Origin of the sequence: Roseivirga sp. E12, assembly GCF_017592825.1 — a bacterium.
Taxonomy (GTDB): Bacteria; Bacteroidota; Bacteroidia; order Cytophagales; family Cyclobacteriaceae; genus Roseivirga.
Genome location: NZ_JAGFMD010000003.1, coordinates 144,533 through 159,073 on the forward strand (window position 1 = coordinate 144,533; position 14,541 = coordinate 159,073).

A 14,541-nucleotide genomic window follows, 5' to 3' on the forward strand; every position below is an offset into this window, starting at 1 on the left:
GAATATGACTAAGCCTACAGATTCAGAATTAGAAATACTCAGAGTGTTATGGTCTAATGGACCTTCCAGTGTTCGGTTAGTTAATGATAAGATTAACGAATCTAAGGAGACTGGTTATACCACAACCCTGAAGATCATGCAGATCATGGCACAAAAAGGTCTAGTTGAGAGGGATGAAACCAGTCGTACACACATTTACAGAGCTGTTGCTCAGAAAGGACAAGTGCAAGAGGCGATGGTTGACAAACTCCTTGACATGGCATTTGGAGGCTCGTCCTCTCAGTTAGTGCTCAGTGCATTGGGTAGAGGTAAGACTTCTAAAGAAGAACTTGATCAGATTAAAGAACTTATTAAAAAGCTTGAAGATGGTGATCAATAGACAATTGTTTGACGCCTTGGGAATGACGTTAATCGATTCCTTATGGCAAGGTGCTATCGTCATGTCCATAGCCTTTTTCGGGCTTTTGCTTATGAAAAAGAGCAGGGCACGGCTCAGGCATAACTTCTTACTAGTCTGTATTTTGGCCCTACCTATACTTGGAGTCTATACCTTTAATCAACGATTTGAAAGGGCAAAACCCATTGTGGAAATCTCAGGTGCAGAATTAACCATTAGCTCGTCCGTTGAATCTGCGAACTTTTATAATGAGCCCCTGTCCACACCTGCAGAAGTTCAAAACCAAGTATTTGAATTTGTAGAGATGACACCTTGGATAGGAGTCATTTGGACGATCGGACTTGCATTTGTTTTGCTAAGGTCTTTGGGCTCATACGCTTATCTAAATCGCTTGAAATCAGAAGCCTCTGAGATTCAGGAAAATGAAATAACTAGGCTTTTAGAGAAACTGAAGAACGAATTTGACTTGAAAAGAACGATTTTCCTAAAGGAGTCGTCAAAGGTTTCGAGCCCGATGGTCTATGGGTTCTTTAAACCAATAATACTCTTTCCTCTAGGGCTTATTCAGGGTTTGACGATGGATGAAGTGGAGGTAATCTTTTTACATGAACTCGCACACCTCAAGAGAAATGATTTCCTTATCAACATAGTTATCAACGGGTTAAGAGCAGTCTATTTTTACCATCCTGTCTATTGGTGGCTGCAAAGCCAGCTTGACAATGAGCGCGAATTTGCCTCAGACGAAATGGTAATGGATAGACATGCCGATGGTCTGACCTTAGTGCGTGCCCTTACCAAGGCCCAAGAATTTTCAATGCTGTCTCCATCTATCGGTTTTGCCGGGAGCTCAAAGAACCAATTACTCAAACGTGTCAATAGAATTATGAAAAAACAACAAAAACCCAACTGGACGGGCTTAATTTTGCCTTGCGTCATCTTATTGTCAGTATTTCTTTTTACCAGCCAGAGTCAAAAGAAAGCTATTGTTGAACCTGAACTGACTGAATCGAATCTTGAGAGAGACCTTAGCGATACACTTCCGAATATTCTGACATTTGATCTTGACAAACCGGGTATTATCGGTACATCTGATGATTCGATATTAAGATTTGACATATCAGACAAACAAGAAAAAAGCGATACCATAACGGTAGCTCAGGCCACCATGGAGATCCTAGAAGACTCGAGCCTCATTGTGGTTACGACTGATTCTAATGGAAAACCTACTAGAATTACAAGGGATGACAAAAGGCTGAGAGGAAAGACGTTTGAGGTGTATTCGGAAGCTTACATGAGATTGAACAATTATTCTTCCAAAGTCGCTGAGAAAAAAATGTCGGAGTTTATGGGTAGTAACCCGCAAACAACCAAAAAAAATAAGCCTTCAAATATCAATCTCGGGAATGAAAACTTTAAGGAGTTAACTAGACTTGTGGACCTCTGGGCCCATGAAAAGGAATTAGGGGATAAAATGGTTGTGCGCTTGAGTAACGATACCAACCCATCAAACGAGGAAACCGAGGCTGCTCGCAGTCAGATAGATAAAATTGGAAAGCTAGAGGAGAACATTGGGCTGATCATTGAAAAATTGACACCTAAACAAAAGGAGGCTTTTTATCGACATTATGAGGTGCTTGAAAGGCAGAAGCAGCTCAAAGATCAAACTCAAATGGTAGAGCTTGATAAAGTGCAAGCTCAAAGAACCAGACTGTTGCAAAATATGCTCCTAGTAGAGCAGCAGAAATTAGATCAAATGATTCTCGAAGCTTCTACTGACCCTGAAAGTGTAGACCCAAAAGTGCTGAATGATCAGGTCGTAAAATTGAAACAGCTCGAGAAGGAGCTTTTGGCTTTTCATGATGGGGGAAGCAATGCTGAAAAGTATATTAATCACAAAAAAATGTTGGAAGAGACTACGGATCGACAGCAAGCTAAGCTGGATGCTATACTTCAAAAACAACAAGAGATTCTTGCTTTAAGCGATGAATTAGCGGCTAAACAACAAGAGGCTGACCTTTTCAGGTCTACGGTTTACTCTGATGACCACCAGCTTTATGAGTTTCCTAAAGGCAAAGTCGAGGAGGAGATCTGGGAGTTGGTAAGCAAACCGATTCAGAACTTGGGTAATAAGCCTGTACTCGAAGTTGATGGCAAGCTGAGACCTGACTTAAAGTTCAGTGACTTCAGACAAGAGGATATTTCTAGTATTCAGATTTTCAAGGATAGGGCTCAGCAAAAACGCTATCCAAATGGGGAAACAAAGGGTTATGATGGCATAATTTCTATTATAACTAACCAGGGAGATGGAAAGCTCAAAGAGGAGCTGGGCACGGAGAGGGCTGGCGTATTTTCATCGAAAAACAGCCGATATAACTTTAGTGAAAGTAAAGCTGGACAAGAAGCAGCTGGGCAAGTAATCAGGAGTTCAATGATGGTGTTTGAAAAACCAGTGTTAGTGCTCGATGGTAAGTTTATGCCAGACAATTATCTCTTAGAGTATAAGGATAGCTTTATCAAGAGCATTAACATTTATAAAGACAAGTCTCTCAAAAAGTTTCCCAAACGCAAGATCAAGGATTATAAAACAGTCGTGGAAGTAATCACCAAATAGCCCTCTCTAATGCTGTTTAAAAGCCCCAACTGACCTCCAGTTGGGGCTTTTTGATATTCTCAATTTATTACAAGTTCCTTCTGGACTCTTCGCTAATAAAAATGTCTTATTTTTATAAACCGAACACTATTTTTAACACGAAAGAACATGAAACGCCTCCTGACCATAGTGATCCTCTTGGGGGTCATTTCCTACATCGCGGTTCAATACCTGAAAGACAGAAGATTCAACCCTCCTTCTGCCTATGACTACCCAATTTCAGAAGCCATTGACAAAGACTACTATGACCAATTGGTGGTAAAAGAATACTATAAAACAGCGCTTGAGGTAGGTTCTTATGCCCGCTCGCTCTGGAACAACGATGGTATTGATGTTCGCTATATGGATAAGGAGAACTTCGAGTCTACTCAAGCGACTGAATACTACGAGTTACTCCGGGCAAGTGCAATAATACTTGAGAACAAGCTCTTGAAGTCCGCTGAGCGCAAAAAGAAAGGCTACAATAACGATGAAATTAAGATGCTCGAAAAGGGAATCACCCCGGAAGACATCGAGTTTATGCACAAAGAGCATCTACTGGGTCTTGCCATTGGTTCCAATGGCAACGATGCTATGGAGCTACAGCGGATGCTAAATTCCAAAGGAGATAGCATTCCGGTAGATGGAATTTTTAATACAATTACTAGATATAGATTGAGGGTGTTTCAAACCGAGAACGGTTTGTTCCCTTCAGGACAAGTAGATAAAGAGACTTTAAAAGTATTATTAAAATAGATTATGGCAAAGCAGAAAGAAGAGAAGGCACCTGAAGTAGAAGCAACAGGTGTTGATCCAAAAATTGAAGCAGTAAAACAGCTCATTTTTGGAGATAATATGCAGCAGTATGATTCAGAGTTTAATGAGATCAAAGCACTCATTAAAAAGACACGTACTGATGTCGAAAACGAAATCAATGATACCCGCGATGCGCTGAATAAGCTGATCAATCAGACTAAGGAAACATTGACCAATGAGATTTCAGACTTACGCAGTGATATGAATAAGAAAGTCACGCAACTGAGGTCTGACATGGATGATTCTGTTGCAGATTTAGACGAGAAAAAAGTCAACCGCAAACTCCTAGGGAGTATGCTTCAGGAAATGGGTAAACAAATAGCAGAATAGACCATTTCGAATGAGCAAGGCCGTTGGTTTTGAGAAACTAAAAGAAATCCTCTTGGAACAAGACCGAGAGGACAGAAACGAACTCGCTCAAAAATTAGAAGAACTAGATCAGCAACTCAATGATAAAGAGAAGCTTGAAGAGCGCGTAAACCCTATCCTCACCGATCAGGAGGGAGCACTCAAGAAGAACTTTTCTGGGCTTTTTGGCCCTCAGATCACCGAGTCTATCAAAAAGCAGATCAAGGAATCTCAAGATGAAGTGGTAGAAGTCCTCTACCCCATTATTGGTCGAATGATCAAGAAGTATATCACGTCTGAAATCGAGAAACTTTCCGAAAAAGTGGATGCCCAAATGGAGCTGGCTTTTTCATGGGAAGGATGGAAGTTGAGAATTAAAGCGTGGGTTTCAGGAACACCTCAAAAGGATATGGTGCTATCCAATCTGATAGAACCGAAAATTGAAGAAATCTACGTTATAGAAAGGAATTCAGGGATTCTCATTGGGAGTTACTCTAAAAAGGAATCGCTAGATGGAGATATGGTCGCTGGTATGCTCACTGCTATTAAGGCCTTTGTAGAAGATGCTTTTTCGGCAGATGCGCAAGAACTGGAAAGCATCGACTATGAAAACTATAAGGTAATCATCAAGAGCTTCAAGTCATTCTTTATCTCAGTAGTCTGTTCGGGCGGCATGAGCACCGCATTTAAAGATAAACTCGATGATCAGTTGCTGTCTTTTGCTGAGAAAGTACTCATCAAGGCAAAGGATGGAGAAGAGGCCGAAGCTTCCCAAGAATTAATTTCTTCTGGTCTAGAAGAGCATTTTAATGCCTTTGACGATGTCACTGAGTAAGAAAGTAATCCTCATTGGACATTTTGGCGTTGGCAAATCATCCTTGGTCCAACGCTTTGTACATCAGAAATTTTCGGACCAATACATCACCACCATCGGTGTTAAGATCGATAAGAAGGTTGTGCAAGTCGATGGCTTTGATGTTACCATGATTATTTGGGACATCGCAGGTGAGGACAGCCAGAAGAAAGTTCCCGTTAGCTACAGGTTAGGTGCTCACGGGGCGCTTTACGTATTTGACCTTAGTCGACCATCGACATATGAGAACCTTCAATCAGAGTTGGATTACCTCAATCAAGTCATTCCCGGAATACCCGTTCAGATATTGGCCAATAAGATGGATTTGGTCAATGACACTGAAAGAGAAGACATTTTGGATAGCCTTTCTCTAGAAGAAGTTCTTGAAACCAGTGCCAAAACTGGATTGCATGTGGAGGAAGCGTTTCAGCGACTTGCCAAAAAGATGGTCTAATGTTCGAGCACATTTCAAGAATTGAGCGGATAAAATTAGAGATGATTTCCCCCTTGTCTCAGGTAGTCATTTTCCATACGAACGGTGAAGTATTAGATACCTGTGATACCTTAATAAAAGTAGAAGCAAAGAAGTCCGTTTTTGATCAATTCGACTTTCTAAAAAGTATTGAAGAGGTATTTCCAGGCTTACCTGTTGGTGAAAAGCTAGTCTTCGATGTTGTAGAGTGGAATGAAGGAGCCGAAGGTTTGTTCGCACTGGAGTTTGTGAAGTTCGATGATACTCGAATTCAATGGGTGATCCTAAACAAGACTAAGGATCAGGAACAAATCACAAAAGTTCAGCAAGAGCGCAATGACTCGGCAATCAATGAAGAGTTTCTGGAGATACAGCGGAAGTATCTTGAAATGGAGAAGGCTTTACTGGATTATAAAAACGAAGAGTTACATCGGGTTCAAAAGTTCAAAGAGCAGTTTTTCGCAGAAGTAAGTCATGAAATGCGAACCCCTCTGAATAGTATTTCAGGCTTGATTGACCTATTAAGATCGTCTCAAAGTGAAGGTAGTACAGACTATCTGGCTGCGCTCAAGGCAACCTCCAATCATTTAAATGCCATTATCAATGATGTGCTGGACCTTTCTAAGATAGAAGCAGGTAAGTTTAGTCTATCCCTGAGCCCATTTCATCTCAAGAAAACCATCAGAAATATTGTAGCAGGTTTTGAACATAGTGCTAGGGAAAAGGGAGTTAAACTGAACCTTGAAATAGACTCCACTATTCCAGTGCATGTCGATGGCGATTCGGTAAGGTTTTCGCAGGTCATTTACAACCTCTTGAGTAATGCTTTGAAATTCACCGATCGTGGTCATGTTAGTTTGGCTGTAACAGCAGAGCGGTCCAGTGATTCGATTCAAACTTTAGCCTTTACAATTAGAGATACCGGAAAGGGCATGTCGGATAGAGATATTGAAGGGATACTTGAGCCTTATGCCCAAGTTGAGGGACAAGATTATCATCAGTTTGGGGGAACAGGTCTAGGTCTAGGAATTGCCCAACAGTTAATTCAGTTGATGGGAGGCCGACTTGGCATTGAAAGTGAGGAGGGAAAAGGTACAACGATGACCTTCCAACTGGAATTTCAAAGATCCACCCTAGAACCAGTCCAAGAGGAGGATAAGTCAACAACCGATTTGAGCCATTTAGAAGTTCTTTTTGTCGAAGACGATGAAATAGGAACCGTCCTTTTAAAAGGGATTGCTTCAGAGATGGGCATTAAGGGAACGTTTGTCAAAAGTATAGAGGCTTTTGAACTAGAGGCACAAGAACGACCATTTGATTTTATCGTTACTGATGTGAACCTCCCTGATGGGGATATGATCTCCGCAATTGAAGGGTTGAGAAGTAGATCAGGCCTTAATCAATCCACTAAGGTCATTTTCTTGTCTGGTGACGACAAAGAGATACTTGACGGGCTTCAGGAAATAGAAAACCATGACTACCTGATGAAGCCAATTGCCACGGACAGCTTAATAGCCCTGCTATGTGTTGAGGAACCTCAAGTCACAATTAATCTCGACAACCTTAGAACCTCTACTCAGGGGGATGGCGCCTTGATGAAGGAGATTATTGAGACTATTCTTGAGACACTTCCTTTAGAATTGGTAAAACTAGAAAAAGCCCAAAAAGAAAAGGATCAAGTCTTGCTGAGAAAAGTCTTGCACAAGATTAACCCTAGTATAAGCTATTTGGGCAATGACCGACTAATCAATCAAAGGAAAGCTCTTTATACCAAAGTTCTGGATCAAGAACCTATCAACAATGAATTGCGGAACTTTTGCGATGCAGTAACTGTAGCGTTGGGCGTGCTTCAAATAGAAAAAGGGAGGCTTTAGCCCCCCTTCTATGTTCTGTTAAGTTTAATAGATTACTGCCCAACCATAAACAGAGAGTTGGCCATAAACATTTTTCCGTTCTCCCAGAAAGCTCTAAATAATGGGTTATCTGCAAAGTAAACAATCGCTCCACGGCCCATATTTTCTACTCCGAATACCATTGATTTGGCAAGATCTTCTTTCACTTTTGCGCCAGCTACGCCAGCAACATGAGAAGCTTCTCCTTCGATAATCCCCACGTTCCATCCATTTGGTAAGTAGGCAAGCCTAGATGTGTTTCTCTTAAGTGTAAAGTATTGATCTGAATACCCAAAGCCCAATGGATGAGTATTGTCAACCTTCAGTTTGAAGATAGCACCCGGCAGCCTGTAATCATCAAACTTGCTTCCGCGGTCAGCATAGGAAGTCAGTGCATCCTTTTCTTTTTCTTCATCTGTTTTTTTGGCTGGTTTACTATCCTCAGCTCTTCTTTTTAATTGGAAACCGTCTTTACCAGCAAAAGTATTGATAGCACTTTCTAATGCGACAACCCTCCCTCCGCTTCTGATCCATGATTTTAAACTATTCATTCTGCTATCATTCAGCATTCTTCCATAAGAACCAGATGGCATAACAATGACATTATAGTTGTCAAGGTCAATAGACCCGAAAGCATCTGTATCCACCATGGTAATAGGGTAGTTCAACTCCTGCTCCATGAAATACCAGAACTCACCAAAACCGAGTGAAGAAACACCATCACCACGAAGCGCGAGAATTTTTGGCTTTTGGATAAACGGAACATTATTTGACCCAAAGTCCTTTCCAGCATCAACAAAGGTTGTTGGCGTTGAATAGAGGCTACGATTGAATTTCACTGCAGTCTTCCTCACGATCTCGTCAAACTGACCCTTCATTTGCCGGTTTCCTTTTCGGGTGATAATCAATGTTCCAGGATTAAACTCTCTACCGGCAACATTAAATTTCTCTACTGCATATCTAAGCTTGATGTTGTGCTTAAGTAATTCAGCTAAAAACTTAGCGTCTTCCAACGTCTCCCATTTAGCTAAATAAGCCGGAGGCGTGGAGTTGTTAAGGATCATTTCTGCCCCAGGAATTACGATTTCAGCAGGGTTGACATCAACTTTGACTTCTGTCGCGAAGGCATTCAAGCCTAACATATATGGTGTCGACCATGCGGTAATGTCGTATGTGGCAGAGGTACTTGTATAAGTATTTGGTTCGAAGAAGGCCTGTACCAGTACAGCTTTTGGCTGATAGGCAGAAATAACGATATCGCCATTTTGAATTGTCATGTTCTTGGTTTCTCCAGATTGAAAATCAAATGCTGAAACGGCTTTTCTTGTACTACCGGTACCATACTGGATATGATGTCTGTCTAGGAAGTCTTTAAGTTGAGACAATCTATCAGGGTGATTCGTTCCGCGAATTACATAGGTCTTATACTTCGCTTTTGGACTATTCACCGCAGTATTGAAATAAGCAGTGAACTCATCAACCATTTTTTCAGAATTGACCGAAGCCACCTCTATCGTTGACATCCCCGTAGTGTAGTGGTGGGCGATAGCATCCTTAAGAGTTAGTGTATCGCCTTCATCTGTGAGAATGGCCAAATCGCTACTTGCTTGCTCATATGTCATACCAATGGCACCGTTGTACATTGGGTATGAGTCTCCATAACTAGGGTAAAGGATATCGAAACTCTCTTTAGTGAAGAACAGCCATCCATTTTCATCAAAATACTTGGCGTGGTTTCTTCCGATCATTTCCTGAAGATCTCTTTGCCACTGAGTTACCTGCTCATGTACAGGCTCTGCTGCTGGAGCGAAATAATATGGACTATTGCTACCCTGCTCATGGAAATCCACATGGATGTGTGGCATTACCATATTATAAAGCTTCATGCGCTGCTGAGACTCTACTTGCTTTTGCCATGCCCAGTCTCTGTTAAGGTCAAAAAGATAGTGGTTAGCTCTGCCTCCTGGCCATGGCTCTCGGTGTTCAACTGCATCACGGCTAGGGTTTGGTGTAGTGCCAGCCACTTGGTTAATCCAATTGGAATAGCGATCCCTTCCATCAGGGTTGATACACGGATCCATGATGACTACTGTGTTTTTCAACCAGTTTTGTGCTTTGGAATTGCCAGGCCTTGCCAACTCATAAAGCGTTTTCATGGCAGTTTCAGTAGAGTTGGCCTCGTTACCATGGACATTATAGCTTAGCCAAACTATACCGATCTTTCCTCCAACCGGATCGCCCTCCATAAGACCGATTCGCTTAAGGTTATCGGTCCGGATTTGATCCCAGTTGTCGATGTTTTCTTGTGATGAGATAAGATTTGCTATTAGTGGTCTCAACTCATTTGTTTGACCATACTGATGTGTCTTAACGTTGCTCATTTCGCCTGCTACATACTGGTAGTAGTCCACTACTTTATAGTGAGGGGTAAACCTTGTGCCCAACTCATAGCCTAAGAATTCATCCGGACTTTTGAGTTGTTGTGCCACACAGACAGAGGTGGTAAGAATTGCAATGAGAGCTGCTGTTAAGAGTTTTTTCATCATGAGTGAGTTTTAAGAAGGCGGAATTTACAGGAATTCACTTCCCAAAACAACATGATCTTATGTAGAGAACAACTACCGTCAGTTGGTTTCGAAAACTACTGCTCTGCCTCTATTTTCAGAGGTGCCATTTGCAAAAACCATACGGTTAGGGCTCAATTCGATTAGTCTCATGACCCATATGACGACACTACTAAGAGATTCTTTTTGTTCAGCAATTGAGAAGTCTAAAAACATCTCCCCTGATTCTGGATAATATGTATAGGTGGCTCCACCAAACTGTATTGATGGATCATCCCAGTAGCAGGAGTTTTCACCATATACCACCGTTGCAACCCGATCATTGGCTGAGAAAGTATAAACATCATCGATAACACAGGGCTCTAAATCGCTTTTGAGTTTGTCGCGATATGACTCATAGAATTCAGTCAACCTCCATTCTTTTTGATCTCCGTTGTGCACTTGGAGAATTTCAGCCTCTGAAAATGTAAACGGGTCTTGTGCATCTCCATCTTTACGTTTATCACATGCAATTAGAAGGGTAAAAGCTAGACAGATTAAAAAGTTTCTCTTAATAAATTCCATTGTTAATCGCTTGGTTGTGCGATGCAGCGTTTCAAACAATATGCCAAATCTAATGGATTGCAATAAAAACATTATGAACTGAGAAAGGACATCTGGCCGACTCCTAAGTTCTATTGTTATAGAATTGTGACAACTGACTGACTGAGAAGTAGTTAAATTGGTATATAAAATCGACCAAGGGATGGACAATATTAAAGTGTTTCGAAGAGGGTTTTTAGGGTTGACCTTTCTTCTTTCAATGAGTTTCTTTTTAAGGGGACAATCGATCAACGAAGAGTCATTGGAATCTTGTACTCATGAAGAAAGCCAGGCGCCTGGCTTAACCATATTTAATCAGAATCTAAAGAGGAATAAATCAGCACAGACAATTGAGAGAAGCTTTGCTGGCCCTTACCTGACAGAGGAATTCGTGGGCATGGTTTTTACCAGTGCCGAAGGATCTCAACTATCATCAAAGGCAATGCGCTACAATGCAGAGTCGAATACTTTTGAAATTTTGTCAAATGGCAAAGTAGATTACATCTCGGGAGAGGCCATTAGTCAATTTGAGTTTATAGATCAAAAGGAACAAAGAAGATTGTTTGTTAATATCAAGGAATTCGCCTCAGTGGACTATTTGACTAAAGGCTTTTTTGAAGTTTTGGAGATTGGTAGAATAGGAGTGCTGGCTCACAGCAGGGTGGTTGCCAAAAAAGTATACTCGGATGATGGAGAAGGTTTACAAAGCAGCATAAGTACTGGTGTCCAAACGGATTATTTCTTTGCCAAGAATACTGAACTGATTCCTGTTACATCATTTGGAAAGAGGTCCTTAGGCGTATTCGAAATGTACTCTGATCAGTTAAGAGGCTTTATCAAAAAGAAGAAGCTCAAATTCAAACAAGAAGAAGACCTAGTGGCCTTGGCTAGGTACTATGCTGAGATAATTGAATAAGCAATCTTCAATTATTAGCTTCGCGCAGTGAAGCGTACCGAAGCGAAATATTTTCTTGCCATAATCCCTTCTGAGCCTGTTCAATCGCAGGTTCAGGAAATCAAAGAATACTTTCGAGATACCTATGGTAGCAAGGGTGCTTTAAGGTCTCCGGCTCATATCACTTTGCATATGCCTTTCCGATGGAAGGAAAAAAAGGAAGGAAAACTTTTTGATTTACTTGCGCAAGCAACTAAAGAATCAAAATTTGAATTAGAACTTAACGGTTATGGAGCATTTTCGCCCAAAACGATGTTCATCAAGAATCAACAGAGTCAAGAATTAATCGATTTTCAAAAGCGATTGGCGGACTTTGCGAAGCGACATATGAACCTTTTCAATGCAACGCATAACCGTGGTTACCACCCACACATGACAGTTGCCTTTAGAGATTTAAAGAAGGATGCTTTTTTAGAAGCTTGGGATGAGTTTAAAGAAAAAGACTTTAATGAGCGACTTATCGTAGATTCCTTCTGGTTGCTAAAGCATGATGGCACGAGGTGGAACGCCTACAAGGAATTTCAATTCTCTTGATAGGCGACTTTGATACTGATTTTCACTAAATCACCCAGGATCAGATGGTTTTTGCCTACTCCATAGTCTCTCCTATCAATTTCGACATAACCCATTAGGTAGCGCATACCGTCAGATTCTTCTATGGTAAAGGGGATGTCAATCGAACGCTTAGTGGCCTTAATCGTTAGGTCCCCAGATAAACTATAACCTGAATCAGTCTGAATTACTTTTGTGGATTTGAATGTGAGGTTTGGATAGTTTTCTACATCAAAGTACTTAGACTTTCGTAGGTGTTTGTCTCTGCCTTTGATATTGGTATTGATGGTCGTGGTTGGTATGGTAAGGTTAAAATATGATGCGTTTAAGTTATCTGGGTCGAATTTATAGGTAAGTGTGTTTTCTTCGAAAAACCCATCAACACCGATACCAGCATTTCTAATGACAAAGCTTATATCAGTTTCCTTAGTCTGACTAAAACCGAGGCTGGATGTTAGTAGAGCAATAAGTAAGAGACTAATTCTTGAGATCATTTAGAACTCCATTTTCGTTTAACAAATTGATGTAATCAGTAAGTTTTAATTCTAACTCCGTAGAACCAACTGCATAAGGAGCAATTTCATACGGGTTGAAATAGAAAATCAGACTTTTATTTATGATGGCAAAGTTGTCGTTGAGAACAAAGGTACCCCCTTCAAAAAAGTAGCCTCTATCTTTTAACTCCTCATTTGGAGGAATTTCTTTTAGCATCCTGAACTCGATTTCTGCAGCTTGGTTCAGCTCCTCTTCAAAACCTGAAGAAAGGATGTCAGAGAGAGTGATAGCTTTACCTGTTTGCAGGTCATAGCTTCTATATACTTGATACTGATTTGGATGAGCGCCTCCGGTATAGGAATAAATGGTTGATGCTACGCTAATGAAGCTAGAGTCCTGATAAATAATGTCAGAGTTGACCTCCATTGACCATGATGCACTATAGTCAGGGTACTCCTCTAATATTGAAGTATATTCTGCCGATAGTTCGTCAATGAGTGACTGAAAACTCTCAGGTTTTTCAGTGAGAAAGGCATAGTCAAAGATTGCGGATTTGATGTTCTCATTGATTTCAGCCTTGGCTTGTTCACTGATCATCCCGGTGATTACCGGATACTCCACAGCATAGGTAGTACATTGACTCGAAAGACTGTCTTGCTCACAAGGCCCCGACTTTTCATTCAAAACCTCTATTCTATACTCCACAAATGCTGGGATGCTATCGGGGGTTTCGACTTCTACAAAGGCTGGCTTCTTGGAGCCAAACTCACACGCGGTTATTGAAAGAATGAAGGCTATAAAGAGTAGGTGTTTTTTCACTAGTCGAATTTGAACTGGATAAACTTGGTGTCCTTGTCTAGTTTATAACTCTTGAGTTTACCTTTTGATTTAAAGTGGACAATATTTTGTTGATCATCAAAGGCCTCCATCAACGCAACATTGGTTACTTCGGCTTCATCTACTTGATCTACATTCTCTATTTCATAATAGCACCAGCGGGCATCACCCTCAAGCTCAGACCCTAGATAATTGAATGTCATGGATTCACCATTGATTACAAAGAGCACCTTCTTTTTAAGGTATGAGCTGATTAAACTATCAAGCCTTTCTTGACTTTCAGGCTCGTAAGTATCGAGTTTTTCGATGTTGTGATACTTTTTTAATCCAACCTCGAGGTCATCTAAAAAGATCCGATGACTCACTTGAATAGATTTCGCCTCAGCATCATGCTCAATATCTGTCACGCTCACATGAAAAGGGTGCCAGTACAGAACAGCACTTAAAAAAACCGACCAAATAAGCTTTTGCTGCATGCTTTTAAGTTTTATAGGGGTATTCAAAATTAAACTTTATTATTGCATTCCTTACAAAATCCAGGCCTGAAATAAAGGCCGTTTATGAGCCAGTTTGCAATATATTTTGAATTAGGGCGAGAGCATATCCTAGATATTGACGGATATGATCACATACTTTTTGTAATTGCCCTTTGCGCTATCTATCTACTACAAGATTGGAAAAAGGTGTTGATCCTGATTACAGCCTTCACGCTTGGCCATTCCATCACTTTGGCCTTGAGTACCTTGGAGATAGTGAATTTCAGAAGCGATATCATTGAATTTTTGATTCCATGCACCATTTTCATTACCGCCTTCTCTAATATTTTGCGCAAGCAAAGCGCCCTAACTCCTGCCCGATTCAACACTAATTATTTCTTCGCGCTGGTTTTTGGCCTGATTCATGGATTAGGGTTCTCAAATTATTTGAAAAGCATTTTGGGTCGGGAAGATAGCATTGTAACTCCCCTACTCTCTTTTAATCTTGGTCTTGAATTGGGTCAGATTATAATTGTGGCATTCTTTATGATCATCTCCTTTGTGTTTGTCAACATATTCAATGTGGCGCGTAGAGATTGGAACTTGATCATTTCGTCAGCTGTGGCTGGAATAGCCATTACAATCATGTTAGAAACTAAATTTTGGTAAAATA

General features: G+C 40.8%; 15 protein-coding genes. 10 read left to right on the forward strand and 5 right to left on the reverse strand.

Features of this window, described 5'->3' with window-relative positions; genetic code table 11:
* Positions 1-4 precede the first annotated feature (4 nt).
* From J4E76_RS10105 to J4E76_RS10135, 7 genes are all read left to right on the forward strand, one after another.
* Positions 5-379: a BlaI/MecI/CopY family transcriptional regulator gene (locus J4E76_RS10105; RefSeq protein WP_208503767.1), complete on the forward strand. Its 375-nt coding sequence runs from the start codon at positions 5-7 to the stop codon at positions 377-379.
* A complete protein-coding gene (locus tag J4E76_RS10110; protein ID WP_208503776.1) occupies positions 366-3,008 on the forward strand; it encodes a M56 family metallopeptidase in 2,643 nt (880 codons plus the stop codon). The genes J4E76_RS10105 and J4E76_RS10110 overlap by 14 nt, the downstream gene beginning before the upstream one ends.
* Before the next feature lie 147 nt (positions 3,009-3,155).
* Positions 3,156-3,782, forward strand: a complete 627-nt coding sequence (locus J4E76_RS10115; protein WP_208503778.1) for a peptidoglycan-binding protein — start codon at positions 3,156-3,158, stop codon at positions 3,780-3,782.
* Between the two features lie 3 nt (positions 3,783-3,785).
* On the forward strand, positions 3,786-4,172 hold the full coding sequence (locus J4E76_RS10120; protein WP_208503780.1) for a hypothetical protein: 387 nt from the start codon (positions 3,786-3,788) through the stop codon (positions 4,170-4,172).
* 10 nt (positions 4,173-4,182) lie between these two features.
* Entirely contained in the window at positions 4,183-5,025 is an 843-nt protein-coding gene (locus J4E76_RS10125; protein ID WP_208503782.1) for a hypothetical protein, read from the forward strand.
* A complete protein-coding gene (locus J4E76_RS10130; RefSeq protein WP_208503784.1) occupies positions 5,012-5,497 on the forward strand; it encodes a Rab family GTPase in 486 nt (161 codons plus the stop codon). The genes J4E76_RS10125 and J4E76_RS10130 overlap by 14 nt, the downstream gene beginning before the upstream one ends.
* A complete protein-coding gene (locus J4E76_RS10135; protein WP_208503786.1) occupies positions 5,497-7,389 on the forward strand; it encodes an ATP-binding protein in 1,893 nt (630 codons plus the stop codon). Before J4E76_RS10130 ends, J4E76_RS10135 begins: the two co-directional genes overlap by 1 nt.
* Positions 7,390-7,421: 32 nt before the next feature.
* Here the strand turns inward: J4E76_RS10135 and J4E76_RS10140 are convergent, their stop codons facing one another.
* Positions 7,422-9,950, reverse strand: a complete 2,529-nt coding sequence (locus J4E76_RS10140; RefSeq protein ID WP_236017374.1) for a M14 family metallopeptidase — start codon at positions 9,948-9,950, stop codon at positions 7,422-7,424.
* A gap of 81 nt (positions 9,951-10,031) precedes the next feature.
* Positions 10,032-10,535: a lipocalin family protein gene (locus J4E76_RS10145; RefSeq protein WP_208503790.1), complete on the reverse strand. Its 504-nt coding sequence runs from the start codon at positions 10,533-10,535 to the stop codon at positions 10,032-10,034.
* A 181-nt stretch (positions 10,536-10,716) separates the two neighbouring features.
* Here J4E76_RS10145 and J4E76_RS10150 point away from each other — a divergent pair, with 181 nt between their 5' ends.
* On the forward strand, positions 10,717-11,469 hold the full coding sequence (locus J4E76_RS10150; protein ID WP_208503792.1) for a hypothetical protein: 753 nt from the start codon (positions 10,717-10,719) through the stop codon (positions 11,467-11,469).
* A gap of 27 nt (positions 11,470-11,496) precedes the next feature.
* Positions 11,497-12,042 (forward strand): 2'-5' RNA ligase family protein, encoded by a 546-nt coding sequence (locus tag J4E76_RS10155; protein WP_208503794.1) that lies wholly within the window; start codon positions 11,497-11,499, stop codon positions 12,040-12,042.
* Here J4E76_RS10155 and J4E76_RS10160 read toward each other — a convergent pair.
* The 3 genes from J4E76_RS10160 to J4E76_RS10170 are packed head-to-tail and all read right to left on the reverse strand — an operon-like array spanning position 12,030 to position 13,868.
* Positions 12,030-12,554, reverse strand: a complete 525-nt coding sequence (locus J4E76_RS10160) for a YceI family protein (protein WP_208503796.1) — start codon at positions 12,552-12,554, stop codon at positions 12,030-12,032. The genes J4E76_RS10155 and J4E76_RS10160 overlap by 13 nt on opposite strands.
* Positions 12,538-13,374 (reverse strand): DUF3298 and DUF4163 domain-containing protein, encoded by an 837-nt coding sequence (locus J4E76_RS10165; RefSeq protein WP_208503797.1) that lies wholly within the window; start codon positions 13,372-13,374, stop codon positions 12,538-12,540. Before J4E76_RS10165 ends, J4E76_RS10160 begins: the two co-directional genes overlap by 17 nt.
* Entirely contained in the window at positions 13,374-13,868 is a 495-nt protein-coding gene (locus J4E76_RS10170; RefSeq protein WP_208503799.1) for a DUF6702 family protein, read from the reverse strand. The genes J4E76_RS10165 and J4E76_RS10170 overlap by 1 nt, the downstream gene beginning before the upstream one ends.
* An 84-nt stretch (positions 13,869-13,952) precedes the next feature.
* Here J4E76_RS10170 and J4E76_RS10175 point away from each other — a divergent pair, with 84 nt between their 5' ends.
* Positions 13,953-14,537: a HupE/UreJ family protein gene (locus J4E76_RS10175; protein ID WP_208503801.1), complete on the forward strand. Its 585-nt coding sequence runs from the start codon at positions 13,953-13,955 to the stop codon at positions 14,535-14,537.
* Positions 14,538-14,541 lie beyond the last annotated feature (4 nt).